The organism is Mycolicibacterium moriokaense, from assembly GCF_010726085.1.
In the GTDB taxonomy this organism is placed as follows: Bacteria; Actinomycetota; Actinomycetes; order Mycobacteriales; family Mycobacteriaceae; genus Mycobacterium; species Mycobacterium moriokaense.
In genome coordinates, this window is record NZ_AP022560.1 from 5,637,193 (window position 1) to 5,662,722 (window position 25,530).

The following is a 25,530-nucleotide window of genomic DNA, read 5'->3' on the forward strand; positions in this document are numbered from 1 at the left end:
TGTCAGACGCGGATTATCGCGACACCCGCGACGTCCTCAAGGGCATCGAAGTCCAGATCCTGGGTAACTACCGGCAGACCTTTGGTGGCTGCGATGGCGGCGATCCATAAGTCATTGACTCGAGCCCGTCGGCCCGCCTCGGCCAAGCGAACGCGCAACAGCGCCCAATGTTGAGCCGCTGCCTCGTCGACCGGCAACGCAGTCATATCAGAAATCGCGCACAACGTGCGAATGCGTCGTCCGCGGATCTCGGAGGTCCGCGCTGCGAGCACACCCGCGTTCAGTTCCGCGAGAGTCACCACGGCCGTGGCCACTTCATCCGGAATCAGAGACGTCTACAGCTAGCGCCCACTCCCGTTGGCGATAAAGACCGAAGTATCGAGAATCCGGCCGCGCGCCGATCGGTCGTCATAATTCGTCGAGTTCGCCCGTGATTTCACCGGCGAGTTTCGTGAGGTCCTCGCGCAAAGCAGGGTCCGCCTGACTGGTCTCAAGCCGCTTCACCAATTCCGCTTTCGACACCCATCGCCGACGCCTCGATTCCGCAGCGGTGATCACCGCAACTGGACGCCCATTGACAGTGATCGTCACCTCTTCGCCCGCCTGAACCCGGCGAAGCACACCCGCTGTGTCGTTTCGCAGTTCGCGGGAGGCCACCGTAAACATGCTACGACTGTACTTCTGCAGCACTGGGAAGTCCGGTCCGCCGACAGCGGCGATTGGCACCCGCCGGGCTAAGCGGCTGCTCCACGGTCGCAGATGCCGTTGAGCAACGCCGACACGTCTCTCGACTGCCATGCCTTGCCGTCAGGCGTTCGTTGACCCGACGAGTTCAGCACGCGCGCGGCCGCCGCACGCGTCACGCCACAACCGTCGACCAGCCAGCGCACATAGCTCATGACAAGGTCGTGGCGATTCACCCACTCGAAGTCCGGTTGGGGAAGTGTTGGCGGCCAGCCATTTTGGTGCGACATCGGCTGTAGAGCTACCGCGGCTTTTTCGACGACCGTCTCGATACTTTCCACCCCAGCCGCGGCCAGCGCTGCGCGGTCGAGGGCGTCGACGGCTTGTACCTCGCGTCGCAACGCGTGGTCGATTTCGTTCATGCCGTCGACGCCCGGCGCCAGCCAGAGTTTGTAGTCCACCAGCAGATCGAGTCCGTGACGGTGCAGGACCATGCAAAGCCGGCGGTAGTGCTCCTCGCGCCCCAGATCCCTCAGCGAGTTGGGCATCCATATCGGTAGCCCGGCCGAGATCGCCCGGGCCAGCGCCGCGACGACCGCTTCGACGTCGGTCAAGTCGTCGCGCGAGGCGGGATCGCCCGACGGGAACGCGTACATTGCGGCGATGTTCGCCCAGCGCGGCCCGTGGCAGGCCGTGTCTTGTTCGCAGTGGTAGACGGTTTGATCGTCGCCGAGCACGACGACCGTAGGTACGGCTTCGTTGTGGGATCGGACCATGGCAAGCTCCCTCGTCGCACGGGACGCCGGGCTGGGGAGCGGCAACGGCATCGGTGAATTTGATCCAACGGTATCGGGAGGCACCGACAGCTCGCGGGACGGCGGACCTACCCGACTGTCGCGGCGAGCTCTGCGTAAACCGCGGCCTCGAAGGTGAGGATCGTCTCGACCATTTTGGCGTCGAAGAACGGCAGCAGTTGCGTCGCGATCACGGCGCCGATCCCCGCCTTTCGGTCGATCCAGAAGAAGCTGTTGAACAGTCACCGACCAGTCGCCGGAGCCGGCGCTGCGCATGCCAGGCAGGTCGATCAGGTAGACGTCGAAAGCGAGACCCCAGCCCTGGGGCACAGGGAGCAGCTCGACCGGGTTGGCGAGCTCAGGAACGGTGGGTGCCAGTTTCGGCGGCAGGGGGACGCCGTCGAGGTGGTCTTGCAGCGCGAGGTCCACTGTCTCCTCTTTGAGGATGCGGGCGCCGTCGAGTTCGCCGCCGTTGATCCAGGCGCGGATGAAGCCCCCGTAGTCGGCGATCGTTCCGTAGGACCCGTGGCCGGCGGCGTCCCATTCCTGCTCGGCCGGCAGGTCGATGTCGCTGGGCGCCAAGCCGCCGTCGGGGGTGCGGGCGAGGACGGGCAGCAGCCGCGCACGTTGCTCGTCGGTGGGGGCCAACGTCGAGTCGGTCATGCCGAGCGTGCCCCAGACGTGCTCGCCGAGGTAGTCGCCGAGGGTCTGGCCGCTGACGGCCCCGACGACCTGGCCGACCCAGTCGGTGCTGACCCGTACTCCCAGACCGTGCCGGGATCGTGGACCAGGGGTGCGCTGATGCTCTGCTTGCGGCCCCGAGAGCACGTCCGGGAATCGGTGGTCGGTGCAGTAGGTGTAGAGCTTGTCGTTGAGGAAGTGGTAGCCGCAGCCGGCGGTGTGGTTCATCAGCTGGCGGACGGTGGCTTGCGTTTTGGGTGGACGGAGGACGGGCTGGCCGCCGTCGAAGCCGTCAAGGACTTGGAGCTCGCCGAACTCGGGGACGTCGATGCCACTGGTGCGTCGAGGTCGACGCGGCCCTACTCGACGAGTTGGAGCGCCGCGGTGGTCGCGACGGCCTTGGTCATGGATGCGTTGCGGAACATGGAGTCGGGTCGGGCGTCGCCAGCGGCGCCTTCGTAGAGGACGCCGTCGCGGCCGACGACCGTGGTGCGATGCCGTGAAGCGACAGGTCGGCGGTCACACCGTTCAGTAGGTCGTCGATCCGCTCAAAACCCATGTCTAGCTCCTCCGCTTTTCGGCGATCATTGCACGGGTGGTCGGTCCGTCGGCGCGGTTCGGATGGGACTAATCGCGTGCGCCAGCCCCGTGATCGCTGGCATTTCGATGCTGATTGCAGATCGCGCGCAGGGCGTACATCGACAGTCACCTACCTTGTCGGTAGTCGACAACTGCCTGAGGAAGTCCTACTCGCTGCAAGGCGCTCGAGAGCCCGCCGCCATTCTAGGTGCCGCGTTAATCTCGGTCATAGATCTACTTGCGGCGCGACGAGCACAAGTAGCAGCGATCGAAACCACAGTGGCAGCCACGCTGTAGTGGAAAGGAAGCCAATGCCGACGTTGTACAGGGACACCGGCTACACGCTTGAGCATCTCGTACTTGATATAGGCGCAGGGCGTATCGCACTGCCGGATATTCAACGTCCCTTCGTGTGGTCGCCGGCGAAAGCACGAGATCTCTTAGACTCGATGTACCGCGGCTACCCCATCGGCACGATCATGCTGTGGGAAACAGGTGTCGACGCCGGCACGAGAAAGATCGGCGAGAGCGACGCCGAATCCCCGCGACTTCTGATCGTCGATGGTCAACAGCGTCTGACATCGCTATATGCCGTGTTGACCGGTCAGCATGTACTCACCAAGAAGTTCGAGCAGCGCCGCATTCGCATAGCATTCAGACCTGCCGACGAGACCTTTGAGGTTACTGACGCCGCTATTGAGCGTGACCCTGAATTCATACCGGACATAACCACGCTCTGGACGGACGGCTACCGGCCGACCGTCCGTCACTTCTTGAAGCGTCTCGGCGAGACTCGTGCGGACGGCCTTTCGGAGGCAGAAGAAGATCAACTCGAAGATCGCATAAACCGAGTTCATGATCTGGATGCGTTTCGTTTCCAGGTGATTGAGCTCGACAAGACCGCCGATGAAGAGCAGGTCGCCGAGATCTTCGTCCGCATCAACAGCGAAGGCGTCAAGCTCAACCAAGCGGATTTCATCCTCACGCTCATGTCAGTCCACTGGGAAAAAGGGCGTCGGGAACTGGAGGCGTTCAGTCGCGCTGCGGTGGATCCTGCCGCGGTAGGCCCGAGCCCGCGTAACCCGTACATCGAACCCAGCCCAGATCAAATGCTGCGCGCTGGAGTTGCGTTGGCCTTTCGGCGCGCACGTCTGCAATACGTCTACAACATTCTGAGGGGCAAGGACCTCGAAACCGGCGTTGTCAGCGCCGAGCGGCGTGAAGCACAGTTTCAAGCGCTGGCTGAGGCTCAGGAGCGTGCTCTTGATCTAACGAACTGGCACGAATTTCTCAAGTGCATATATGCTGCCGGCTTCCGAAGCAACAAGATGATTACGTCACAGAACGCGCTCCTGTTCGGATACGCATTCTGGCTCATCGGTCGGTGCGACTTCGGCCTTGACTACAGCTTGCTCAGGCAGGTCATCAGCCGTTGGTTCTTCATGGCGCACACCACTGGCCGGTACACCAACTCTCCTGAATCACAGCTGGAGTCGGATCTCGGACGCATCGCGGACCTTCCCAAGGGAGACGGCCAAGCCTTCGTATCAGAGCTGGACCGTATTGTTACGGCGAACTTCACCAACGACTATTGGGAGATCTCGCTGCCGAATAAGCTGGATAACTCCTCGCCACGGTCACCGGCGTTGTTCGCATACCTGGCAGCGCTGAATCTCCTCGACGCGGAGGTCCTCTTCAGCGAGTTAAAGGTGTCGCATCTACTCGACCCGTCGGCAGTAGCACCTCGCTCGGTCGAAAGGCATCATCTGTTCCCCAAGAAATACCTTGCATCACTGGGGGTGACAGGGACGCGGCAGATCAACGCGATCGCCAACATGGCGTTCCTGGATTGGGCGGAGAACGCCTCCATCAGCAGCGCTGCACCACATGAGTATTGGCAGGTCATGTCGAGTCAGATCAACCCCGACCGACTAAAGCGACAAGTCCATCATCACGCACTCCCGATCGGTTGGGAGCAGCTCGACTACACAACTTTCTTGGAACGCCGACGGGTCTTGATCGCCAAGGTCGTCCGCGAAGGGTTCTCAACGTTGTGGGGTTCGGTAGAGGTGCCTCACAACGCCACCATCGAAGACGTCATCGAAGCGGGTGAGTCTCAAACGACTGAGTTCAAGTCGACGGCACGGTGGAATCTTCATACAGCACAGGCAGATTCCAAGATGGAGCAGGTGATCGTTAAGACGGTTTGCGGCTTCTTAAACGCCGAGGGCGGAACCTTATTGATCGGCGTCGACGACCAGGGACAGCCGCTCGGGCTTCAGCATGATTTCCAAACGCTTGGCAGTAAGGGCAACGCCGACGGCTACGAGCTCTTCCTTCGGCAGTTGCTCGACAACGGCCTGTCGGTTCCTTCCGCCATGACAGTGCGCATCCGCTTTGAAAACGCTCGCGGACAGACTATTTGCGTGGTTTCCGTCGCGGCATCCGGAAAGCCTGTCTTTGCCAAGCCTACGAAAGGTTCCGGCAACAACGCCGAGGAGTTCTGGGTCCGAATCGGCAACGCGACCAAACAGCTCCATGGTGACGACATGCTCGAGTATCGCGAACAGCACTGGGGCTAACTTCATACGAAAGGGCGGGCCGCCTCGGCAACTCGGTTCGGCCAAGTACCCGCGTCGCTAGCCCTACGAACTCCAATTGCAGTAATGCGCCAGAGAAGGAAAAACTCCCGACACACACTGACGAAAATTCATTGCCCATACGGTTGTTCGCTCGACTTGCCTGCGCCGAACACACGACATCTCGTTCTGTCGCAGTTCGTTTCATCTGCGGACGATCAGCGCCGCCGCAGCTGCGGGAACCCAATTGGATTTCCAGTCGCCTTCACAACCATGTCCGTCGGGAAGGGCCCACCCGGGGTCAGATTGAGCCACTGGACACAAGCCTGCGTGTCACGAATGAAGTCCGACACGAGAGCGCTGACAGCCAGGCCCGCCTTATCCGCCACCGGATACTCATACTGGGTGATCGTCATTTCCCCGCTTGAATGCCTCATCTCACCCCCCGATAACGACCGGGCCGCATCCGCTACCCCACTGCCAGAGTTTGCAAGCGTCGAACTACCTAGATTGTGGTGCACGAAGTCGCAAAGTAGCGCATACCGTTCAGCGACATCTATATGTTCAGGTTCCGCGGCAAGTCCTTGGATACAGTGCATGATGTTGAATGGCTTTAGGCGGGCAGCAGATACGCCTTCAGCGATGAGCATGGCCCTGTGGTCGGGGTGCGTCGTTGCAAAGCGCGCACGTATCAACACACCGAAGAACTGCTCCCCCAACGGTTGCCAAGAACTTTCAGTTACCTGCAAGGCGATCGCTTGAAGTCGGATTTGGATCTCGTGTAAAAATGCGCTCAGCTCACACATACTCCGTGATATCGCATAGAGGCCAAACGGGTTCTCCGCATCAACCATTGCCAAGAAGCCATCGACTAGGTATAACAGCTTGACTCGACTGCTCGCGGCGAAGTTCTCTCTGTGCATCACACAGGATTGATGTCAATGGCCAACTCGATGTCCCCGCTGGTGGCCGGATAAAAGTCCCCACCCCGTGCGGTGATTCCTAGGTTGTGGTGGCGTTCTCCTTTCGGTGTTGGGCGTCTTTCATGCGGTAGGACTGGCCGTCGGTGATGACGACGGTGGCGTGGTGCAGGAGCCGGTCGAGGATGCTGACCGCGGTGGTCTGCTCGGGCAGGAACCGTCCCCATTGTTCGAAGGGCCAGTGCGACCCGATGGCCAAGGAGCGGCGTTCGTAGGCGCCGGCGACGAGCCGGAACAACAGCTGGGTGCCGGTGTCATCCAGTGGTGCGAAGCCGAGCTCGTCGAGAATGATGAGGTCGACTCGCAGCAGCGATTCGATGATCTTGCCGACGGTGTTGTCGGCCATCCCGCGGTAGAGCGTCTCCACGAGGTCGGCGGCGGCGAAGTAACGCACCTTGAGGCCGGCGTGGATCGCCGCGGTCCCCAACCCGATCAACGTGTGGCTCTTGCCGGTCCCGGCGGGGCCGATGATCGCCAGGTTCCGTTGTGCGCGTATCCATTCCAGACTTGACAGGTAGTCGAACACCTTCGGTTGGATCGACGATGTGGCCACATCGAAGCTCTCCAATGTCTTGGGCACGGGGAACGCGGCGGCCTTGAGCCGGTTGACGACGTTGGAAGCATCCCGAGCGGCCAGCTCGGTCTCCACCAGGGTCCGCAGCACCTCTTCAGGGTCCAGCGTTGGGTCTTGGCGGTGATCAACACCTCCGGTGCCGTCCGCCGGATCGCCGCCAGCTTCAACCGCCGCAGCCCGGCATCCAGATCGGCATCCAATGGTGGAACCGACGGGGGTGCAATGGTTTTGGTATCGGTCAACGGTGCTGTCTTGGTCACGACATCACCTCACCGTCAGCGACGGGTGCGACCCGGTAGGCCTCCAGAGACCGGGTCGGGGCGACCGGCAGGTCCAGGATCAACGCATCCCCGGCTTCGCGTGGCTGCGGGCGCCGGTGCCGGCGGCCAGGATGGAGCGCACGTCGGCGGCGCGGAACCGCCGGAACGCCACCGCCCGGTGCAGTGCCGCCACCAATTGCCGCTCACCGTGGGCGGCGCCCAGGGCGAGCAGGATCTCCAGCTCCGAGGCCAGTCGGGTGTTGCCGATCGCCGCAGCGCCGACCAGGAACGCCTGCGCGTCTTCACCGAGGTCGCAGAACTGCTTCTCCACGGTGGTCTTGGGCCGTGGTCCGCGGTTCGGTGCCGGCCGCGGTCCGTCGTAATGCTCGTCGAGGATTGAGGCGCCACCGGGTGCGATGAGTTCGTGTTCGGCCACGACCACCCCGGTGGCCGGCTCGAGCAGGCACACCGCGCCGTGATCGACCACGACGGCCACGCTGGTCCCGATCAGCCGGGTCGGTACCGAGTAGCGGGCCGACCCGTATCGCACACACGACAACCGGTCGACCTTACGGAGCACCGAGGGTGCACCGATCTGCAAGCGTAGCGATGGGAGTGGTTGTAGCAGTTCACGTTCGGTTACCAGTCGGTCGTCGGGGATCGCTTGGATCTCCGAATGCGCCGTGGCGTTGACCTCGGCGCACCAGGCGGCCGCGGCGGCATTGGCCGACCGGAGGTCGACCGCCACACCGTCGACGGCGGCCTGGGTCAGCAGCGGCACGGCCAGGTCGCGTTGGGCGTAGCCGCACAGGTTCTCCACAATGCCCTTGGACTGCGGGTCGCCTGCATGGCAGAAGTCCGGCGCGAACCCGTAGTGCGTCGCGAAGCGGACGTAGCCCGGGGTCGGGACGACCACGTTCGCGACCACCCCGCCCTTGAGGCAGGCCATCCGGTCGGCCAGCACCCGCGCCGGAACGCCGCCGATGACGCCCATGGCTTCGGCGATCAACGCCAGCGTGGTGGAGGCTTTCTGGTCGGTGGCGAACCGCACGAAGCGCCACCGGGAGAACGCCAGCACCGCGCAGAACAAGAACAGCCCCGGCGCGGCCTGGGCCCAATCGATCACCAGATACTCTCCGGCGCCCACACTGCCGGGCGGCGGCCACGGTGATTGTTACTGCGCCACAACGCTTTCGTCTCAGCGACCAGGCGCCGGAAATTACGCGGCGAGCCCTGGTAGCCGGCGGTGCGGGCGATCGGCAGCAGCCGTTTGGCCGAGATCCGACCCTGGGACTTCTCGACACGTTCAGCGACCAGATCGGCCACCGCATCGTAGTTGTGGACACGCTCGGCTCGCGGCACCGGCAGCACGCCGGCCTGGTCGGCCTCGAACTTGGCCACGACACGTCTGACGGTCTTATGGGTGGTGCCGCACGCATCGGCGGCAGCCCGGTACGACCCGAGCTGTTGATAGGCAGAAATAATGTCCATGCGGTCCTTCGCAGACTTCAATGGAACTCCCCGGTGGTGGTGGCGATTGGTTGGCGCCTTCACCGTCACCATCGGGGCCCGCAGTTCCTGATCGACACGACGAACACGAGGTGGGGACTTTTATCTGGCCACCAACGGGGACCTCCACTTGGCCACCAGTGGGGACTTTTTCATGGCCACGGACAATTGATGCACATGCTTGAACCTGCGGGCCCGGCTATTCCGCTGTTCGAGATTGAGCACAAGTGACGGCTCGGGGAACTGTTGAATCGCCCTGGAAATCCCGGAGGCTCCTGACCTTGGAAACGAGGATGCAGGTATGCCGAAGGAACAGTCTGCCGGGAAGCCCACGTCAAGGCGTTACAGCCCGGAGGAGAAGGCCGCCGCGGTGCGGATGGTCCGCGCTCTGCGTGCCGAGTTGGGCACCGAGCAGGGCACGGTGTCGCGGGTGGCCCGCCAGCTCGGGTACGGGGTGGAGTCGGTGCGCTCGTGGGTGCGCCAGGCTGACATCGACGACGGGTACGCACCGGGAGTGTCCACTGCGGAGTCGGCGCGGATCAAAGCGCTTGAACAGGAGAACCGAGAACTCAAGCGTGCCAACGAAATACTGAAGCGAGCGGCCAGTTTCTTCGGGGCGGAGCTCGACCGCCAACACAAGAAGTAGTCGACTTCGTCGACGCCCATCGCGCCGAGTTCGGGGTCGAGCCCATCATCACCGTCCTGCGCACCGCAGGGGTGTCGATGGCCCCGAGCACCTACTACGACACCAAGACCCGCGCGCCGTCGGCGCGCGCGCAGCGGGACGAGGTCCTGGGGCCTGCCCTGGTGGCGTTGTGGGAGGACAATTACCGCGTCTACGGGGCGCGCAAGCTGTGGAAAGCCGCCCGCCGCGCTGGCCACGACGTCGGCCGCGACCAGGTCGCGCGGCTGATGCGCGCGGCCGGCATCCACGGAGTGCGCCGCGGTAAACGGGTGCCCACCACCACACCGGACCCGGCCGCGGCGCGCCACCCGGATCTGGTCAACCGGAAGTTCAGCGCGAGCGCGCCCAACCAATTGTGGGTCACCGATCTGACGTTCGTGCCGACCTGGTCGGGGGTGGCCTATGTCTGCTTCATCGTCGACGCCTACTCCCGGATGATCGTGGGCTGGCGAGTGGCGTCTCACATGCGCACCACCATGGTGCTCGACGCGTTGGAAATGGCCCGCTGGTCACGCGGAAACCTGTTGGAAGGCTTGACATGTCACCCGATGCCGGATCGCAGTTCACGTCCATCCGCTACGGGGAACGGCTCGCCGAGATCGGCGCGGTGCCCTCGATCGGTTCAATCGGAGACAGTTTCGATAACGCCCTCGCCGAGACAGTCAACGGCTACTACAAAGCCGAGCTGATCTACGGCCCCGCCCGCAGCGGTCCATGGAAGACCGTCGAGGACGTCGAACTGGCCACCCTGGGCTGGGTCTACTGGCACAACACCAACCGCCTCCACAGCTACCTCGATGACGTTTCACCCACAGAGTTCGAAGCAGCGTTCTACGATGCCCAACGGACCGACCAACCCCTGGTCGCAATCCAATAGTTCGAGTCTCCGTCAGAACCAGGGCGATTCACTGTATCGGCGCACTGGTCTGTTCGAAGAGGCGCCTGCGGAGGCCTCTGAGATAGGCTACGTCGTCGCTAACCTGACCGCTTGATTTGAACAGCATGCGCGAGACTTTCCTTCGGTTGACGGCGTCGAGCCATCGCACAGTATGTCAAACTCCCATACATGCCGTCCGGCGACGGCTACACGTTCGCGTGTTCGGAAGCAACAACTTGGTAGAACCATTTCGCGATGTCCGAAATCAAATGTGACCGGCCCGGCGCGTTAGTGAAGAAGTAGTCGCTCATCTTCTCATGCGCTCCATGGTTGTCGGCGACCGCTCCAGTGACCGCGTCGTCGAAATCAGGCGATTCAACAAACTGCTTGGCAGAGTTCACCTTTGCCTGCTGCACGAGGGCGTGGTCGGCGAGCAGAGTTTGCATCAACGCTTCGAGGAACGAGACCTTCTGGGATTCGGTGAAGTCCTCGGAGCCGAACAGGTCGTTGAGCCGATCCAGCACCTGTTGGAAGGCGACCATCTTCGGGTCGCGCTTCTCGCCGGAACCGGCTGCGGTGGCGCCCTTCAGGCCGACGCGCACGCCGAGGCCGATGTCGATCTTGCCGCGGTCGATCTGCTTCACGTTCTTCAAGACGACGTCGGACAGGTCGATGGGGGCGGTGTAGTTGTCGGGCTGGATGACCCGTTCGAGGTGGCGGAGGAACAGCTGCTTCTTCTCCAGCTCCGGGTCGCCGTAGTTGATGATCTGCGACATGAAGTCGTAGAGCCGCACGAAGGTTCCGACGTCCTTGCGGAACATGTCCAGTTCCGCCAACGCGGCTTTGTCGCCCTCACCGCCATTGTCGATCAGGGCGGCATGGTAGCGCTCGGCGAAGCGCTTGTGCGCGGGGTCGATCGCTGCTTTGAGGGCGTTGTGACCCTTGTTCTTCACGATCGCCTCGGCGCACTGGTCGATTTCGGCGGTGGTGTAGATGTCGGCGGTGTCGAGCTTGGCCGACAGGTCGTGCACTAGGTTGGGGTCGGTCTCGGTCTCCAGGAACGCGTCGGTGTAGTACGGCTCGAATGCCTTGCGGATGAGTTCGGGTTCGTTGACGAAGTCGACCACCTGGGTCATGGCTGCGGTCTTCTGGATGCCCGAGGGGGTGCGGTAGGTGCGGTTCAGCCGTGAGAGTGTCTGCACCGCGGTGACTCCGGAGAGGATGCGGTCGACGTACATCGCGCTCAGCAGCGGTTGGTCGAAGCCGGTCTGGAACTTGTTGGCGACGATCATCACCTTGTATTCGTCTCCGCGGAACGCGGTGCGCAGATCGTGCACCCCGGGGTTCATGCTGGCCTCGGTGAAGTCGTCAGGCCCGGTCTCGGGGTCGTGCACGGTGCCGGAGAAGGCGACCAGGGTGCCGTAGCCGTAGCCCTTCTTGGAGATGTAGTCGTCAATCGCGCGTTTGTAGCGGACGGCGGCCTTGCGGGAGTCGGTGACGACCATGGCCTTGGCGTGCCCGTCCAGCAGGTGTGCGACGTTGGCGCGGAAGTGCTCGACGATGATGGCGGACTTCTGCGCGATGGTCTGGGGGTTGAGTTTGACCCAGCGCATGACCTCTTTGGTGGCCTGGGCCTGATCCACCTCCTTGGCGTCGCTGGCGTTCTGGCCGACCTGGAACGCCAGCTTGAACGAGTGGTAGCCGGTGAGGACGTCGAGGATGTAGCCCTCTTCGATGGCCTGCTTCATGGTGTAGACGTGGAACGGCACGGGCGGCTCACCGTCGGCGGGGCGGCGGCCGAACAGTTCCAGGGTCTTGGCTTTCGGGGTGGCGGTGAACGCGAAGTAGGAGATGTTGGCCGACTCGGCCCGCTCGCTGGCCTCAGCAGCCAGCACGGCCTCGATATCGATCTCCTTGCCCGCTTCGATCTCCTGGAGTTCCTCGGAGGTCAGCACCGCTTTGAGCTTGCCGGCGACCTGGCCGGACTGTGACGAGTGGGCTTCGTCGGCGATGACGGCGAACGTCCTGCCTTTGAGGCCCTTGTTGCGGCGGATCTCCTCCATCGCAAACGGAAACGTCTGGATGGTGACGACGATGATTAGCTTGCCCTCGGTGAGCGCCTTGGACAGCATCCCCGATTTCGAACCACCGCCCTTGGCGGCCTCGGCGCGGTCGATGGCGACGACGATGCCCTGGTCGTTGTCGATCTGCTTGATGGCGTCCTGCAGTTGGGCGTCGAGGACGTTGCGGTCGGTGACGACGATGACCGAGTCGAACACCTTCTTGTTGTCGACCTGCAGTCGGGCCATGCGGTGGGCAGTCCAGGCGATGGAGTCGGTCTTACCCGACCCCGCGGAATGCTGGATGAGATAACGCTTTCCGACACCCTCGGCGGTCACAGCCTCGGTCAGATTGGTGACCGCCTCCCACTGGTGGAAGCGGGGGAACCGCAGCGACGCCGAGCGGGTGGTCTTCCCGCTGATCGGATCCGTGGATGACTCATGTTTGATGTACATCAGCCGGCCGAGGATGTTCAGCCAGGCGTCGCGCTGCAGCACCCGCTCCCACAGATACGCGGTCTTGGACCCGTCGGGGTTGACGGGATTGCCGGCACCGCCGTCTTCGGTACCGCGGTTGAACGGCAGGAAATGAGTCTGGTCACCGGCGAGCTTGGTGGTCATCCAGACCTCGTCGTTGGACACCGCGAAATGTACCAACGCCCGCGCACCGGATTCGAACAGCGGCTGCCGCCGTCCAGTGTCGGGGTCTTTGGGCAACCGGGAGGTCTTGTACTGGCTGATCGCGTCGGCGACGGTCTGGGTGAAGTCGGTCTTGAGCTCAGCGGTGGCCACCGGAAGGCCATTGACGAAGAACACTAGGTCCACCGATCGCTGGTCGGCGGTGGAGAAGTGGACCTGCCGCATCACCCGCACCCGCACCGCGGCGTAGTCGACGTTGCGTTTCTCGTTGAGAGTCGTTTCGGGTTTGAACACACACATCTGGAACTTCGCAGCTAGATGCGACAACCCCTTGCGTAAGACGCTCAGTGTCCCGCCGCCGTTGTCCAACCGGGTGTCAAGGACTTTGACGATCCGGTCCAGTAACTGCGACCGCTGTTTGGCCTCGTCTCCGGAGCCTGGTTTGACGACCTTTGCCAACTGCTCCGGCTGTGTGTCCGCCAACCAACGCAGCACGTCCTCCGGAAACAGTGCTCGTTCCTTGTCATAGCCAGCATCATTGGTCGAGTACAACCAGCCATGGGCAGCCAGATACTCAGCGAGCTCCTTCTCGAACTCGATCTCGTTGTGTTGCCCCATAATTCAGGCCACTTCCCGCACATCAATCTGACCTGTAACCGCGGCTGTGATCAACGCTGCGCGACGTTCCCGCGCCAACTCAATGAAGCGCTCCGACTCCGCAATCAGGGTGTCGATCCTCGCTGTCTGCTCGTCCAGATGCGCAACGATGCCGCGCTGCTCATCAAGAGGTGGGACAGGGATGCGCATTGCTGCCGCCACTGGCTGATAGATTGTCTTGTGAGTTGATCCAATCATCAATGCTTGGAACTCATTTCGCATCGCCCTGAAGACATACACGAGATACGCCGGTTCCAGCTCCGGGCCGCACATCCAATTCCAGAAGTCTTGGCTCGTTGCCATCGCAGTCGGCATGATGCCGGCGAACCCCACCGATGCGGTCCGAGAGAGTACAACCGTTCCTGCTGGGAGGAGCTCCGCTGCCGAGTTCGCCAGTCCATCTTCACTGATCAGGCTCGAAGTTTCACCCAGGTACATTCGCCGCGAGTCACGTAGCTGCCAAACGTCAGCCAGGGTAAACCAAGGGATAGTGCAATTTTCCCAGTATTCGGGAACTGATCGGCTCGGTGTATGGCCTGTCTTCATTTGAGCGAACCGCCTGATGTTGGCAACACGCCAGTGCGTCGGGACCTTCTCCGTCCAGGCCAGCGTGCTGGTTTTGAACGACGTTCGGTCATCCAAGCCACAGGCGACACGCTTTTCAATTAGGGCCTGCCGTCGTTCCCCTAACAATTTGATGAGCTTCTGCTGCTCAGCGATGAGCATGTCGATTCGACCCGTCACACGATCGAGATAGTCAGCGATGGCGCGTTGCACCCCCGGTGCCCAGGACGGAATCCGGAGTGCACGTAGCTTTTCCGCTGTCAGATGGGGGATCGTCGACTTGTTGCAAACTATGTCGATAATCCCGGCATCGCGATAGGCGCGAAGAACGTATGCGAGATACTGCGATGATGAGTCGCCCACAGGGCGAACGCGGTTGACTGTCTTCTGGAACGACCAGCCTGGCAGGTCGGAGTCCAGCACAACGCATGTACCGACGGCGCCGCCCTCCACCACAAGGACATCTCCTCGTCGCAGGTTCAGAGTGGCGGCTTCGCACTCGGTGAAAGGCATCGTGTTGACGCTGGAAAGGTCTAGACCTGTGTCCTGGATGTTGCCCGCACGGATGTACGGAAGCTCCCGAGCTGACGGATCTGCCTCGCGGCCGGCATCCAGCATCTTCCCGAGAGTGACGGTAAACGAACCCCCAATGGGTGCGTAAGCAGACCCGACAGCGGACGAGAAAGGATTCAGCGATGCCCTCACCCCTCCACCTCTCGGAGCAGTGCCAGGATCTTGGCGACTTGTTTCTCGAGGTCGGCGTCGATCTCGGCGAGGGGGCGGGGTGGGATGTACCTGTAGAAGTGGCGAGTGAAGGGAATTTCGTAGCCGATCCTGGTTTTCTTTTCGTCGATCCAGGCGTCGGGTACATGGGGGAGGACTTCGGCTTCGAGGTAGGCCTTGATCGTCGCGGCGCGGCCGGCGTCGCCGTCGGTGTTACCGCCGTAGGTGAACGGAACGTTTTCGGTGTCGCGTTTCTGCGGGTCTGGTTTGGGGTTGCCTTTGCGGTCGGTGACCGGGTTGCCGTCCTCGTCGAGCAGTGGGCGTTCGACGGTGATGGTCCAGTAGCCGAAGTCGTTGGCGGTGAGTACTTTCGAGTTGTCGGGGTCGGCTTCGTCGAAGGCGTCGTAGAGGGCGAGGATCTTATCGCGGGCGTAGTCGTCGATTTCGCGGTTCTTGGAGCCGAGGTTCTTGTGGATCTTGGTCCAGAACGAGGTGGCGTCGATCAGCTGGATTTTGCTGACGCGGTCGGGGCGTTTGGTGTTGTCCAGGATCCAGATGTAGGTGGCGATGCCGGTGTTGAAGAACATGTTGGCCGGCAGCGCGATGATCGCCTCCACCAGATCCGATTCCAGCAGCCACTGACGGATCTTCGACGGGCCGGACTCGGCGGCACCGTTGAACAGTGGGGATCCGTTCAAAACGATGCCGGCCCGCCCGCCGCCCTCGTGTTTCGGGCGCATCTTGTGCACCAGGTGGCACAGGAACAGCATCTGCCCGTCGTTGATCGGCGGTAGGCCGTGGGAGAATCTCGAGCCCTGAGCAAGTGCTTCCTTCTCGACGGCCTCTTTCGAGGCCTTCCAGTCCACTCCGTAGGGGGGGTTGGACATGCAGAAGTCGAAGGTTTTGTCCCAGAACTGGTCGTCGGCAAGGGTGTCGCCGAGGCGGATGTTGCCGGGATCCTGGCCTTTGGCCAGCATGTCGGATTTGCAGATGGCGTATGACTGGTCGTTGATCTCTTGGCCGTAAAGCCGCAGCCGTGCGTCCGGGTTGCGTTCCAGCAGGCGTTCCTCGGCGACCGACAGCATGCCGCCGGTGCCTGCGGTGGGGTCGTAGATGGTACGGACCGTGCCCGGTTCGAGCAGGGCCTTGTTCTCCTCGGCGAATAGCAGGTCGACCATGAGCCGAATCGCGTCGCGAGGGGTGTAGTGCTCACCGGCCTCCTCGTTGGAGGCTTCGGCGAACTTGTAGATCAGGTACTCGAACAAGTCACCCATCACGGCGTTGGGCACCGTGTCGGGGTGAAGATCCACCTCGGCGAACGCCGATGTCACCAGGTACAGGCGGTTCTTCTCGTCCAACGTGGCCAGTTCGTTTTCGAACTTGAACCGTTCGAAGACATCGATGTTGGCCGAGAACCCGGTGATGTAGTCCATTAGGTTCGCCCGCAGACCTTCGGGATCCTCCAGCAGGCGCGCGAAGTTGAACGCGCTGGTGTTGAAGAAGCTCAGGCCAGTCTTGCGCTTCACCTGGACGTCGAGGGCTCCGCCGCTGTACTTAGCGGCCAGGGCCCGAACCTCGTTACGGGTCGGTTCCAGGATGCAGTCCAGCCGCCTCAGGATCGTGAACGGCAGGATCACTCCGCCGTACTGGTGCGGCTTGTAGACCCCCCGGAGCTGGTCGGCGATGCCCCAGACGAAGTTGCCCAGCTGGCTCAATTCGTGTCTCCCTAAGACCAACATGCATCCACGCGTGTGGCACGCACTGTAACTACATCCGACTACACGAGGCGACAAAACACTGCGGTGAGTGGCTGCGGTAAATGGTGACCAAATACCGATCCTCATCCGTCACAGCGGCCTGGCCCGCCACGACGTCTTGCAGCCGCGCATTCCGTTGGCTCGACAAGTCACCGCGGACAAACATCGCCGCCGACGAACCTGTCGTTGCGCTGCACCGGTCGTCAAATTGCCCTGCGTGAGGACGGAGAGAGGAACCCGGTGAACGACCGCGCGGAGCTCTAACACTCGGACTCAACCGCGACCGCAGGGCTCCCGCGCCATCCACTGGCTCGCAGCGCCAAATCGCAACCTCCGCACGGCTCCGACGGACGTCACATCACGTGCGGCATCTCACCTCACTCGAAACCGGTCTCGTCCAGGACAAACTCGTCGAGTTGGTGGCGGGCTACGAGTAACGCAATCATTGACCACCTACGCAGGACCATCGAGGCTCCACACGTCACCCACCTCCTCAACATTCATCGGTTTCGGCTTTTTCGTACCTACCTAGGCGAATAGCAGAAGCACTAAGTCACGCGCGACATGCTTGCCTTCCCGCCGTCTAGTTCGCTGACCGCGGCCCTTACCCACCCAGCGTGTTACCAGCCTGGACTTCGCGCTCGCGGCTCCCGACGAGGGCGGTCAGGCGGTGACTGACCTTGAACGCGGGATCGGTGCCCTCATCGAGCACCTGCGCGAGGTGTCCGAGAACCGCGGCGGAAAGATCGCAACCGCACGTCAAGCCGAACAGACCCTGGTCGACCACAAGAAGTCACCAGGTTGCGCGCCAACCAGGGCGAGACCCACCGCACCCGTCGTTTGGCAAACATTCCCGTCGGTGCATGACACCGACGTGGCGCCAGGGGGTATGTGCGTCACCAGTCCCTACACATACGCGTTTCTGTTGAGGCACCCCCGCGATCAGCACGGCAATTGAAGAACGAGAGGGCCACTGTGTTGTCTACAAGACCTGCCGCTACATCTCCCAGTTCAAATATATCCAGATCCGCCACGGCTTCGAGCCATATCACATGAACAACGTAGTGGATGAATCGCCCTGGTTCTGACGGAGACTCGAACTATTGGATTGCGACCAGGGGTTGGTCGGTCCGTTGGGCATCGTAGAACGCTGCTTCGAACTCTGTGGGTGAAACGTCATCGAGGTAGCTGTGGAGGCGGTTGGTGTTGTGCCAGTAGACCCAGCCCAGGGTGGCCAGTTCGACGTCCTCGACGGTCTTCCATGGACCGCTGCGGGCGGGGCCGTAGATCAGCTCGGCTTTGTAGTAGCCGTTGACTGTCTCGGCGAGGGCGTTATCGAAACTGTCTCCGATTGAACCGATCGAGGGCACCGCGCCGATCTCGGCGAGCCGTTCCCCGTAGCGGATGGACGTGAACTGCGATCCGGCATCGGAGTGACATGTCAAGCCTTCCAACAGGTTTCCGCGTGACCAGCGGGCCATTTCCAACGCGTCGAGCACCATGGTGGTGCGCATGTGAGACGCCACTCGCCAGCCCACGATCATCCGGGAGTAGGCGTCGACGATGAAGCAGACATAGGCCACCCCCGACCAGGTCGGCACGAACGTCAGATCGGTGACCCACAATTGGTTGGGCGCGCTCGCGCTGAACTTCCGGTTGACCAGATCCGGGTGGCGCGCCGCGGCCGGGTCCGGTGTGGTGGTGGGCACCCGTTTACCGCGGCGCACTCCGTGGATGCCGGCCGCGCGCATCAGCCGCGCGACCTGGTCGCGGCCGACGTCGTGGCCAGCGCGGCGGGCGGCTTTCCACAGCTTGCGCGCCCGTAGACGCGGTAATTGTCCTCCCACAACGCCACCAGGGCAGGCCCCAGGACCTCGTCCCGCTGCGCGCGCCGACGGCGCGCGGGTCTTGGTGTCGTAGTAGGTGCTCGGGGCCATCGACACCTGCGGTGCGCAGGACGGTGATGATGGGCTCGACCCCGAACTCGGCGCGATGGGCGTCGACGAAGTCGACTACTTCTTGTGTTGGCGGTCGAGCTCCGCCCCGAAGAAACTGGCCGCTCGCTTCAGTATTTCGTTGGCACGCTTGAGTTCTCGGTTCTCCTGTTCAAGCGCTTTGATCCGCGCCGACTCCGCAGTGGACACTCCCGGTGCGTACCCGTCGTCGATGTCAGCCTGGCGCACCCACGAGCGCACCGACTCCACCCCGTACCCGAGCTGGCGGGCCACCCGCGACACCGTGCCCTGCTCGGTGCCCAACTCGGCACGCAGAGCGCGGACCATCCGCACCGCGGCGGCCTTCTCCTCCGGGCTGTAACGCCTTGACGTGGGCTTCCCGGCAGACTGTTCCTTCGGCATACCTGCATCCTCGTTTCCAAGGTCAGGAGCCTCCGGGATTTCCAGGGCGATTCAGGACGCGTCCCTCCGGCGAGTTGTGCCGCGTCCCTGCCACACCCGGATCCGGTCGGTCTGTGCCTCTGGCCCAATGGTTTCGGCGATGTACGGGCATCGATGGGCTGTACCTTTTTGGAGCCAGCTGCCAACGGCGTTGCTTATATTTCGTTTATCCCCGTTGCAACGCTGGGTACGAGGTGTTCGAGGACCTCTGCTGATTCACCACTTCCATGCCTCGCGACTCAGGCACCGATTATTAATGAACGCAGCGAATGCCAGCCGTCGTCTCTAATGTTCACGACGTCAACTTATTCCCGAATTCGTACTCCGCGTCCTCATTGCGTCTCGTATAGTGCGGCCGTGCTGAATGAAACCATTACGACCTGGTCGGAATTTGACGAGATCTTGCGGAATGGCGGCCCGTACTCTAGCTGGGCATTCCGTGGACAGCGCGATGCACGCTGGCCCCTGTGGACATCGCTAGCTCGACACCTTCGTGATTTCGGCGTAGATCAATCAGTCTGGGAACCGCAAGAGGCTCGAATAATCCGTATCTTCAAACGCAAGGCGCATCTACACCTAACGCACGTGCCATCAGACCGTGACACCTTTCAATGGCTTGCTTTGATCCAACATTATGGTGGCCCTACCCGGTTGTTAGACTTCACATGGTCACCCTACGTAGCGGCCTTCTTTGCACTAGAAACAGCGACAGACGACGCCGCGGTCTTTGCGCTTGACACACGTCAGGTACCTGACACCCTAATCGTCGGCGGCGATTCCTTCCCAAGCTTTAGAGCCCCACGAGCTTTTGAGCGTTTATTTTTGCCAGGCACCAATGATATTGTTGCTCAGTCAGATCCAGGTGTGCTAAACCCGCGGCTCATCGCTCAATTGGGCACCTTCGTAATTCCCGGGGTTATAGCCGAGCCTGCGGATGCTGCAATCGACAAATCGTGCGGGTCGGACGCTCTAGTGAAGTTTACGTTGCGGCATAGCCTTCGAGACGAGGCGATGCGATCGCTTTACGACCGAAACGTCCACAATGCGAGCCTTTTTCCGGACCTGAACGGACTCGCTGCCTCGTTACGCTACGAGCTCGAGACGCATTGGGCATTCGACCCGAAAAGCGGTCTCGACTTCTCCGGCTGGGGCAGCCAGCCGTATGCGCGCTGGTCTGAGACATCGATCGAGGGGTGACCTTCCAAAGGTGCTGGGGGTAATAGAACAATGAATAACTTACCCGGACAGTCCGAGTACAGCCGCGAGTTGAGGCCGTTCTTCACTCGTGATGAACCGAACTTGGTCATTGACAAGCTCGCATCAGCGTCGACCTTGACGCTATTTGTCGGCGCTGGAGCAACGGTTGATCAGGGTGGTTACACCTGGCCGGAATTGATCGAGCATATGGCAAATGACATGCGCCGCAGGAATACTCCAATGTCGGACACAGATGTCCTTACGCTGGGCCGCCTACTGGAGCCACTAGAAGCGGCTACTACGATTTTCTCTAAGTTCCACGACCAGCAGAACCTTCGCGGAGCAGGTGAACCCAAGGATGCCCTGGATGGGTGCCTTGCTAGGTGTCTCTATCCACCACCTCGATGGGATCAGGGAGAACTAATTCGTGCGGTGGCGTCTGTGGCGATGACTCGCGCTGTCTGTAATCAGAAGACCCGCATCGTGACGACCAACTACGACGTATTGCTCGAGAGGGAATTGCAGTCACGTATCGATGCCTTCGACGCCGAGCGAAGTGAGTACGGCGTCGGGGGACCGAAGCCGCGATTAAAAGTGTGGACATTAGAAGACGGCGCTGCAGCGGCGACTGATCGGACTACCGGCATTATCGACTTCATCTACTTGCACGGCCGCATATCGCCTTCGCATAGAGACCCCCTGAGGGGCAGAGTGGCATTCACCGAACTTGACTACGCCGAGCTTCGACCCGCAACTTCCGAATTACTTTGTGGGCTGTTTAGCTCGTCCGCGCTCCTAGTGATTGGCGCAAGCCTCACAGACCCTCCTTTACTGTCGGCATTACAGGAGACGGCAAGGCCGGACAGTGCAGGAGTCGGGCGCGAGTGCAGGTCGGCTTTGCTTCCCATACCAGCAATTCAAGCCCGCGTAACACGCACAGTAGATGCCGATGAGACGCGGTCGCTGCGGACTCAACACGTGGCGCGCATGAAGTCCTTGGACGTAACCCTGTTAGTTCCGGACTTCTTTTCGTCGGTCGCGCAATTTTGCGACGAACTTGATTGCGCTACTTATCGAAACAGTCAACCTGGTGATTCACCAACGGACGCAGGCCCGCATGGCTATTGGCAACGGTATACGTACTGGTGGGAACACTGGTACGCCAATAGGTTTCACAATCCTCGATTCATGAGGGTTTTCGATCGCTATCTTCGGGCCTATCTAGCCGAGCTGACCGCAGATGTCTTGATCGATCAGGGGCGTGAAGAGCGATTCAAGATCGACATCTGGGCGATCTGGGATCCGGCAAGTGAGCGCCGCTACTTGAAGCGGTGGGCCAGCACATCCTGGCCACGATGCAGGTGGGATGAGAACGACATCCGAAATCTGGAAAACCATGCGCGCCAAGCTGAAATTGCCAGAAACACAAAATATCCGTGCGTGATTGCACTAATTGATGGCCGGCCGCAACTCCACCGCTTCGACCTTCCAGAGACAGACGACCCGAACGAAAGCCCTCGGGCGAGCCGGTGGCCAGTTGTCCTGTCTGTGCCTATCCTAGTCTCTGCAGACCACACCCAGACTGCGGTGGGAGTGATTACCCTCGCGACGCGGGATAGGGATTCATGCCTTGACGATCGGAACGCCGCGTTTCTAGATGATTTAGTGTGGAGGATTCGAAGTCTGTCCAAGTTCGCGTTCGGCCTCGAGCCTTTGGCGGCGTCATCCCTAATGGATCGCTAGTGCGAAGCCTGCCGGTTGCAGGCAGTCTGCAGTCCCTGAATTTTGACCATCATGTCGTGGTACACCGCCCGAGTGAAATCTTCACGGATGACGCGGCTCCGGTCACGGAACTGATTCGACGTGATCGATTCGTCGACGCGTCCCGAGCTCAACGGTTCATCCGTTCGATTCTCAGGAGACACTCGTGATGGAAGTTCAGGCATATCAGGGCCACCCTCCACGTCCGGCCGTCGCTCGACAGCGTCTTTCAAGTCCCACCGTCCGTTCACGGCTCCGACCACGGAAGCAACTGCGAGCCGCTTTAGAACTTTCTTTGTGAACCACTGTGTTAGTCACAGCGTCACGCCCTCCGACTATACCGTGCTGGCCGCTGGAGAGTGTCGGCTCGATAAGAATGGTCAAAGGTTCGTTGCTACCTATACTTCCTCCAACAGAATTGCACGAATGGGATATTTATTCCGCGGGAACGGTGCACATGTCGTCATATGAGCCCGCATGCTAAGACGCCGAGTCAGTTTCCAGGCATGCCACCAACCCAGAGAAGAAGTCCTCCGCAGTGGAGACCACAGGCTCTAATCTCCAGTCGGCGGCGCGTAGCGCATCCACGGAACCCAGCAACGGGCTCACGAGCCAACCACGAATTTCTGGTTTACATTCGTTGAAAAGCGCCACAATACTAGGGTCACGCAAAGACGAACCGACGGCGATTAGTGGTCGACGGCGAATTTCACCACGAATCACATCCAGTAGATGATGGCGTCTCCTGGCGTGCTGTTCGAGTTGCTGCTGGGTTAGCACCAACCAATCAAGGTTGTCCAATGACCCGTGGAGTTTGATTAGCGCCGGCTCGGGAAGTGAGCCATCCAGCTCACCATCGACAACCGCCAACCGGCGGTGCTGGTCTGCCCGTTCGATGAGGGTGTCGTAGTTGGTGGTCAGGATCAGATCGAACAAGTCAGCCGCAACAAGTTGGGCCTCCGGGGGAGACGTAGTGCTGTCGAGGGCCATGAGGTCCACCACTGCCGATCGTAGTGAGGTCGTGCCCAGTAGCTTCTCTAGGTCGGAGGCGATGACACTGAGGTCGCCACCGTGCCAGCCACAGGTGTATCCCGGGTCATGCTCTTGCAACCGCATGAGGATGGTCTCCGTAAACACCTTTGCCGACGGGAGACCGGCTTGCAGGGACATCCCGGCTCCAGCCCACATTATTGCTGAACGGTCGGCAACCGCATCAATGAGAGCCTTTGGCAGCGGCGGGAGCACCTTCGGCTTCGGATGAAGGGGCCGGATTTCCGCGCGAGGTGCGCCCGTGCCCTGTCAACTAGGTAACGCACGAGCGCCCCTGTGACCAACGGTGCGAGGTCTCGAGCTAGTTCAAAGTCTGACTTGAAAAAGCCTCGATCCCAGGAGGCAACGTCTTCGCGGAATTTGTCGCGTGCTCGTGCATCAGCACTATCGGAGGGCGCGCCATAGGGCAGCTTCTTGAAGAATGCGAATACCGGCAACCCACGTTTGCCGGCTGCCCGGTACTCCAACTCGGTTACGGACAGTCCTTCCGCCGCGCGCGGCCCTCGAAAGGAATCCAGCCGTAGCGTTCGCCGAGAATGAGTACGAAAGCCTCGCAGCTTTGGATCTCAGATTCCAGTATCGCCCACGAGCCCTCACCTGACGAAGGTATGGCTTCTGCATTCACCGCCTCAAAACCGAACTCGCGCAGCTGATCCACGACAGCCGCCCGTTCATTCGCAAGATCAACCATGGTACTGCTGACGAACACGCGCAATGCTCCCGGCATAGCCCACCTCCCGGTCAGTGGATACTAAACTCACAGCAAAACGGTTATCACAGTTCGATGACATCGATGCGGGAATACCGAACGCAGATCGAGTCATGAATCGCCCTGGTTCTGACGGAGACTCGAACTATTGGATTGCGACCAGGGGTTGGTCGGTCCGTTGGGCATCGTAGAACGCTGCTTCGAACTCTGTGGGTGAAACGTCATCGAGGTAGCTGTGGAGGCGGTTGGTGTTGTGCCAGTAGACCCAGCCCAGGGTGGCCAGTTCGACGTCCTCGACGGTCTTCCATGGACCGCTGCGGGCGGGGCCGTAGATCAGCTCGGCTTTGTAGTAGCCGTTGACTGTCTCGGCGAGGGCGTTATCGAAACTGTCTCCGATTGAACCGATCGAGGGCACCGCGCCGATCTCGGCGAGCCGTTCCCCGTAGCGGATGGACGTGAACTGCGATCCGGCATCGGAGTGACATGTCAAGCCTTCCAACAGGTTTCCGCGTGACCAGCGGGCCATTTCCAACGCGTCGAGCACCATGGTGGTGCGCATGAGACGCCACTCGCCAGCCCACGATCATCCGGGAGTAGGCGTCGACGATGAAGCAGACATAGGCCACCCCCGACCAGGTCGGCACGAACGTCAGATCGGTGACCCACAATTGGTTGGGCGCGCTCGCGCTGAACTTCCGGTTGACCAGATCCGGGTGGCGCGCGCGGCCGGGTCCGGTGTGGTGGTGGGCACCCGTTTACCGCGGCGCACTCCGTGGATGCCGGCCGCGCGCATCAGCCGCGCGACCTGGTCGCGGCCGACGTCGTGGCCAGCGCGGCGGGCGGCTTTCCACAGCTTGCGCGCCCGTAGACGCGGTAATTGTCCTCCCACAACGCCACCAGGCGGGTTTGCGCGCGCGCCGACGGCGCGGGTCGGTCGTAGTAGTGCTCGGGGCCATCGACACCTGCGGTGCGCAGGACGGTGATGATGGGCTCGACCCCGAACTCGGCGCGATGGGCGTCGACGAAGTCGACTACTTCTTGTGTTGGCGGTCGAGCTCCGCCCCGAAGAAACTGGCCGCTCGCTTCAGTATTTCGTTGGCACGCTTGAGTTCTCGGTTCTCCTGTTCAAGCGCTTTGATCCGCGCCGACTCCGCAGTGGACACTCCCGGTGCGTACCCGTCGTCGATGTCAGCCTGGCGCACCCACGAGCGCACCGACTCCACCCCGTACCCGAGCTGGCGGGCCACCCGCGACACCGTGCCCTGCTCGGTGCCCAACTCGGCACGCAGAGCGCGGACCATCCGCACCGCGGCGGCCTTCTCCTCCGGGCTGTAACGCCTTGACGTGGGCTTCCCGGCAGACTGTTCCTTCGGCATACCTGCATCCTCGTTTCCAAGGTCAGGAGCCTCCGGGATTTCCAGGGCGATTCATCACTCTGTCCCGATTCCGCTGAGAACGGTTGTCTCCTAGTCTCAGCGCAACCCTCAACGACGGCGATCACCCCACCTAGACCAGATGCACTTACTTGCCTATTGCGGCGATCGGCTCCAACTGGAATCTCTCCGCCGTCGGGTCCGTCACCGATAGTGGTTAATCGGACTGAGCCGCAGGATCATTGCCAGCATCATCTTCCCGGTCTTCGACCGGCCTACCGGCACCATGATCGAGCAGGCCACCGCCGCCCTCGACGAGCCCATCGACTCCAACACCGAGTACCGCGACCGCCAGCGCCAGATGTACTCCGACTACCAGGCCGCCTGGGACTCTGAATCGCCCTGGAAATCCCGGAGGCTCCTGACCTTGGAAACGAGGATG

General features: G+C 61.5%; 14 protein-coding genes, 7 pseudogenes and 3 other annotated features. Of the genes and pseudogenes, 5 read left to right on the forward strand and 16 right to left on the reverse strand.

Features of this window, described 5'->3' with window-relative positions:
• Positions 1-2 precede the first annotated feature (2 nt).
• The 4 genes and pseudogenes from G6N43_RS27530 to G6N43_RS30910 all read right to left on the reverse strand — a co-directional run.
• A pseudogene (locus tag G6N43_RS27530) lies at positions 3-386 on the reverse strand (PIN domain-containing protein).
• A 22-nt stretch (positions 387-408) separates the two neighbouring features.
• Entirely contained in the window at positions 409-666 is a 258-nt protein-coding gene (locus G6N43_RS27535; RefSeq protein WP_083157042.1) for a type II toxin-antitoxin system Phd/YefM family antitoxin, read from the reverse strand.
• Positions 667-734: 68 nt separating this feature from the next.
• Positions 735-2,387 (reverse strand): serine hydrolase domain-containing protein, encoded by a 1,653-nt coding sequence (locus G6N43_RS30780; protein ID WP_083157031.1) that lies wholly within the window; start codon positions 2,385-2,387, stop codon positions 735-737.
• A 131-nt stretch (positions 2,388-2,518) separates the two neighbouring features.
• Positions 2,519-2,587: pseudogene (locus tag G6N43_RS30910) on the reverse strand (hypothetical protein); the annotation flags it as partial.
• A 462-nt stretch (positions 2,588-3,049) separates the two neighbouring features.
• Here G6N43_RS30910 and G6N43_RS27550 point away from each other — a divergent pair.
• Positions 3,050-5,320, forward strand: coding sequence for a GmrSD restriction endonuclease domain-containing protein (locus G6N43_RS27550; RefSeq protein ID WP_083157043.1), 2,271 nt, complete (start codon positions 3,050-3,052; stop codon positions 5,318-5,320).
• Positions 5,321-5,535: 215 nt separating this feature from the next.
• Here G6N43_RS27550 and G6N43_RS27555 read toward each other — a convergent pair whose 3' ends face one another.
• The 3 genes and pseudogenes from G6N43_RS27555 to istA all read right to left on the reverse strand — a co-directional run bounded on the left by G6N43_RS27555 (position 5,536) and on the right by istA (position 8,643).
• Complete coding sequence (locus G6N43_RS27555; protein WP_133056590.1) at positions 5,536-6,171, reverse strand: hypothetical protein; 636 nt, start codon at positions 6,169-6,171, stop codon at positions 5,536-5,538.
• Between the two features lie 148 nt (positions 6,172-6,319).
• Positions 6,320-7,131, reverse strand: a pseudogene (gene istB, locus G6N43_RS27560) (IS21-like element helper ATPase IstB).
• Positions 7,128-8,643: pseudogene (gene istA, locus G6N43_RS27565) on the reverse strand (IS21 family transposase). Before istA ends, istB begins: the two co-directional pseudogenes overlap by 4 nt.
• Before the next feature lie 298 nt (positions 8,644-8,941).
• Here istA and G6N43_RS27570 point away from each other — a divergent pair.
• A pseudogene (locus G6N43_RS27570) lies at positions 8,942-10,202 on the forward strand (IS3 family transposase).
• Positions 9,241-9,372: a sequence feature (AL1L pseudoknot), on the forward strand. (Overlaps the previous pseudogene by 132 nt.)
• Positions 10,203-10,408: 206 nt before the next feature.
• Here the strand turns inward: G6N43_RS27570 and G6N43_RS27575 are convergent.
• The 6 genes from G6N43_RS27575 to G6N43_RS31145 all read right to left on the reverse strand — a co-directional run bounded on the left by G6N43_RS27575 (position 10,409) and on the right by G6N43_RS31145 (position 18,959).
• Positions 10,409-13,519 (reverse strand): type I restriction endonuclease subunit R, encoded by a 3,111-nt coding sequence (locus tag G6N43_RS27575; protein ID WP_083157836.1) that lies wholly within the window; start codon positions 13,517-13,519, stop codon positions 10,409-10,411.
• Between the two features lie 3 nt (positions 13,520-13,522).
• Positions 13,523-14,740 carry a restriction endonuclease subunit S gene (locus tag G6N43_RS27580; protein WP_083157835.1) on the reverse strand — a complete coding sequence of 406 codons (1,218 nt, stop codon included), beginning with the start codon at positions 14,738-14,740 and terminating at the stop codon, positions 13,523-13,525.
• Positions 14,741-14,823: 83 nt separating this feature from the next.
• Positions 14,824-16,560 (reverse strand): type I restriction-modification system subunit M, encoded by a 1,737-nt coding sequence (locus G6N43_RS27585; RefSeq protein ID WP_083157834.1) that lies wholly within the window; start codon positions 16,558-16,560, stop codon positions 14,824-14,826.
• A gap of 646 nt (positions 16,561-17,206) precedes the next feature.
• Positions 17,207-17,389, reverse strand: a complete 183-nt coding sequence (locus G6N43_RS27590; RefSeq protein WP_083157833.1) for a hypothetical protein — start codon at positions 17,387-17,389, stop codon at positions 17,207-17,209.
• A gap of 313 nt (positions 17,390-17,702) precedes the next feature.
• A complete protein-coding gene (locus G6N43_RS27595) occupies positions 17,703-18,539 on the reverse strand; it encodes an IS3 family transposase (RefSeq protein WP_407664847.1) in 837 nt (278 codons plus the stop codon).
• Positions 18,531-18,660: a sequence feature (AL1L pseudoknot), on the reverse strand. (Overlaps the previous gene by 9 nt.)
• On the reverse strand, positions 18,615-18,959 hold the full coding sequence (locus G6N43_RS31145) for a transposase (protein ID WP_244960516.1): 345 nt from the start codon (positions 18,957-18,959) through the stop codon (positions 18,615-18,617). (Overlaps the previous feature by 46 nt.)
• A gap of 396 nt (positions 18,960-19,355) precedes the next feature.
• On the opposite strand from G6N43_RS31145, the gene G6N43_RS27600 reads away from it, so the two are divergent.
• Positions 19,356-20,195 carry an FRG domain-containing protein gene (locus tag G6N43_RS27600; RefSeq protein ID WP_163658231.1) on the forward strand — a complete coding sequence of 280 codons (840 nt, stop codon included), beginning with the start codon at positions 19,356-19,358 and terminating at the stop codon, positions 20,193-20,195.
• A gap of 30 nt (positions 20,196-20,225) precedes the next feature.
• The gene (locus G6N43_RS27605) at positions 20,226-21,938 is read left to right on the forward strand and encodes an SIR2 family protein (protein ID WP_083157856.1); all 1,713 of its coding nucleotides are present in this window, start codon (positions 20,226-20,228) and stop codon (positions 21,936-21,938) included.
• A gap of 498 nt (positions 21,939-22,436) precedes the next feature.
• Here the strand turns inward: G6N43_RS27605 and G6N43_RS27610 are convergent, their stop codons facing one another.
• The 3 genes and pseudogenes from G6N43_RS27610 to G6N43_RS27620 all read right to left on the reverse strand — a co-directional run bounded on the left by G6N43_RS27610 (position 22,437) and on the right by G6N43_RS27620 (position 25,091).
• A complete protein-coding gene (locus G6N43_RS27610) occupies positions 22,437-22,946 on the reverse strand; it encodes an SIR2 family NAD-dependent protein deacylase (RefSeq protein WP_234810357.1) in 510 nt (169 codons plus the stop codon).
• Between the two features lie 532 nt (positions 22,947-23,478).
• The gene (locus tag G6N43_RS27615) at positions 23,479-23,733 is read right to left on the reverse strand and encodes a DUF4062 domain-containing protein (RefSeq protein ID WP_083157858.1); all 255 of its coding nucleotides are present in this window, start codon (positions 23,731-23,733) and stop codon (positions 23,479-23,481) included.
• 127 nt (positions 23,734-23,860) lie between these two features.
• Positions 23,861-25,091 (reverse strand): annotated as a pseudogene (locus G6N43_RS27620) (IS3 family transposase).
• Positions 24,663-24,792 (reverse strand) — a sequence feature (AL1L pseudoknot). Its footprint overlaps the pseudogene before it by 130 nt.
• Positions 25,092-25,368: 277 nt before the next feature.
• On the opposite strand from G6N43_RS27620, the pseudogene G6N43_RS31150 reads away from it, so the two are divergent.
• Positions 25,369-25,518, forward strand: a pseudogene (locus G6N43_RS31150) (DUF3375 domain-containing protein); the annotation flags it as partial.
• Between the last annotated feature and the right edge of the window lie 12 nt (positions 25,519-25,530).

What these genes read in the sequence shown, in the direction of transcription:
- G6N43_RS27535 (WP_083157042.1), bottom strand. Translation starts at nt 666, where the DNA reads ATGTTTACGGTGGCCTCCCGCGAACTGCGAAACGACACAGCGGGTGTG.
- G6N43_RS30780 (WP_083157031.1), bottom strand. Translation starts at nt 2,387, where the DNA reads ATGAACCACACCGCCGGCTGCGGCTACCACTTCCTCAACGACAAGCTC.
- G6N43_RS27550 (WP_083157043.1), top strand. Translation starts at nt 3,050, where the DNA reads ATGCCGACGTTGTACAGGGACACCGGCTACACGCTTGAGCATCTCGTA.
- G6N43_RS27555 (WP_133056590.1), bottom strand. Translation starts at nt 6,171, where the DNA reads ATGGTTGATGCGGAGAACCCGTTTGGCCTCTATGCGATATCACGGAGT.
- G6N43_RS27575 (WP_083157836.1), bottom strand. Translation starts at nt 13,519, where the DNA reads ATGGGGCAACACAACGAGATCGAGTTCGAGAAGGAGCTCGCTGAGTAT.
- G6N43_RS27580 (WP_083157835.1), bottom strand. Translation starts at nt 14,740, where the DNA reads ATGCTGGATGCCGGCCGCGAGGCAGATCCGTCAGCTCGGGAGCTTCCG.
- G6N43_RS27595 (WP_407664847.1), bottom strand. Translation starts at nt 18,539, where the DNA reads ATGGCCCCGAGCACCTACTACGACACCAAGACCCGCGCGCCGTCGGCG.
- G6N43_RS31145 (WP_244960516.1), bottom strand. Translation starts at nt 18,959, where the DNA reads ATGCCGAAGGAACAGTCTGCCGGGAAGCCCACGTCAAGGCGTTACAGC.
- G6N43_RS27605 (WP_083157856.1), top strand. Translation starts at nt 20,226, where the DNA reads ATGAATAACTTACCCGGACAGTCCGAGTACAGCCGCGAGTTGAGGCCG.
- G6N43_RS27610 (WP_234810357.1), bottom strand. Translation starts at nt 22,946, where the DNA reads ATGGCCCTCGACAGCACTACGTCTCCCCCGGAGGCCCAACTTGTTGCG.
- G6N43_RS27615 (WP_083157858.1), bottom strand. Translation starts at nt 23,733, where the DNA reads ATGCCGGGAGCATTGCGCGTGTTCGTCAGCAGTACCATGGTTGATCTT.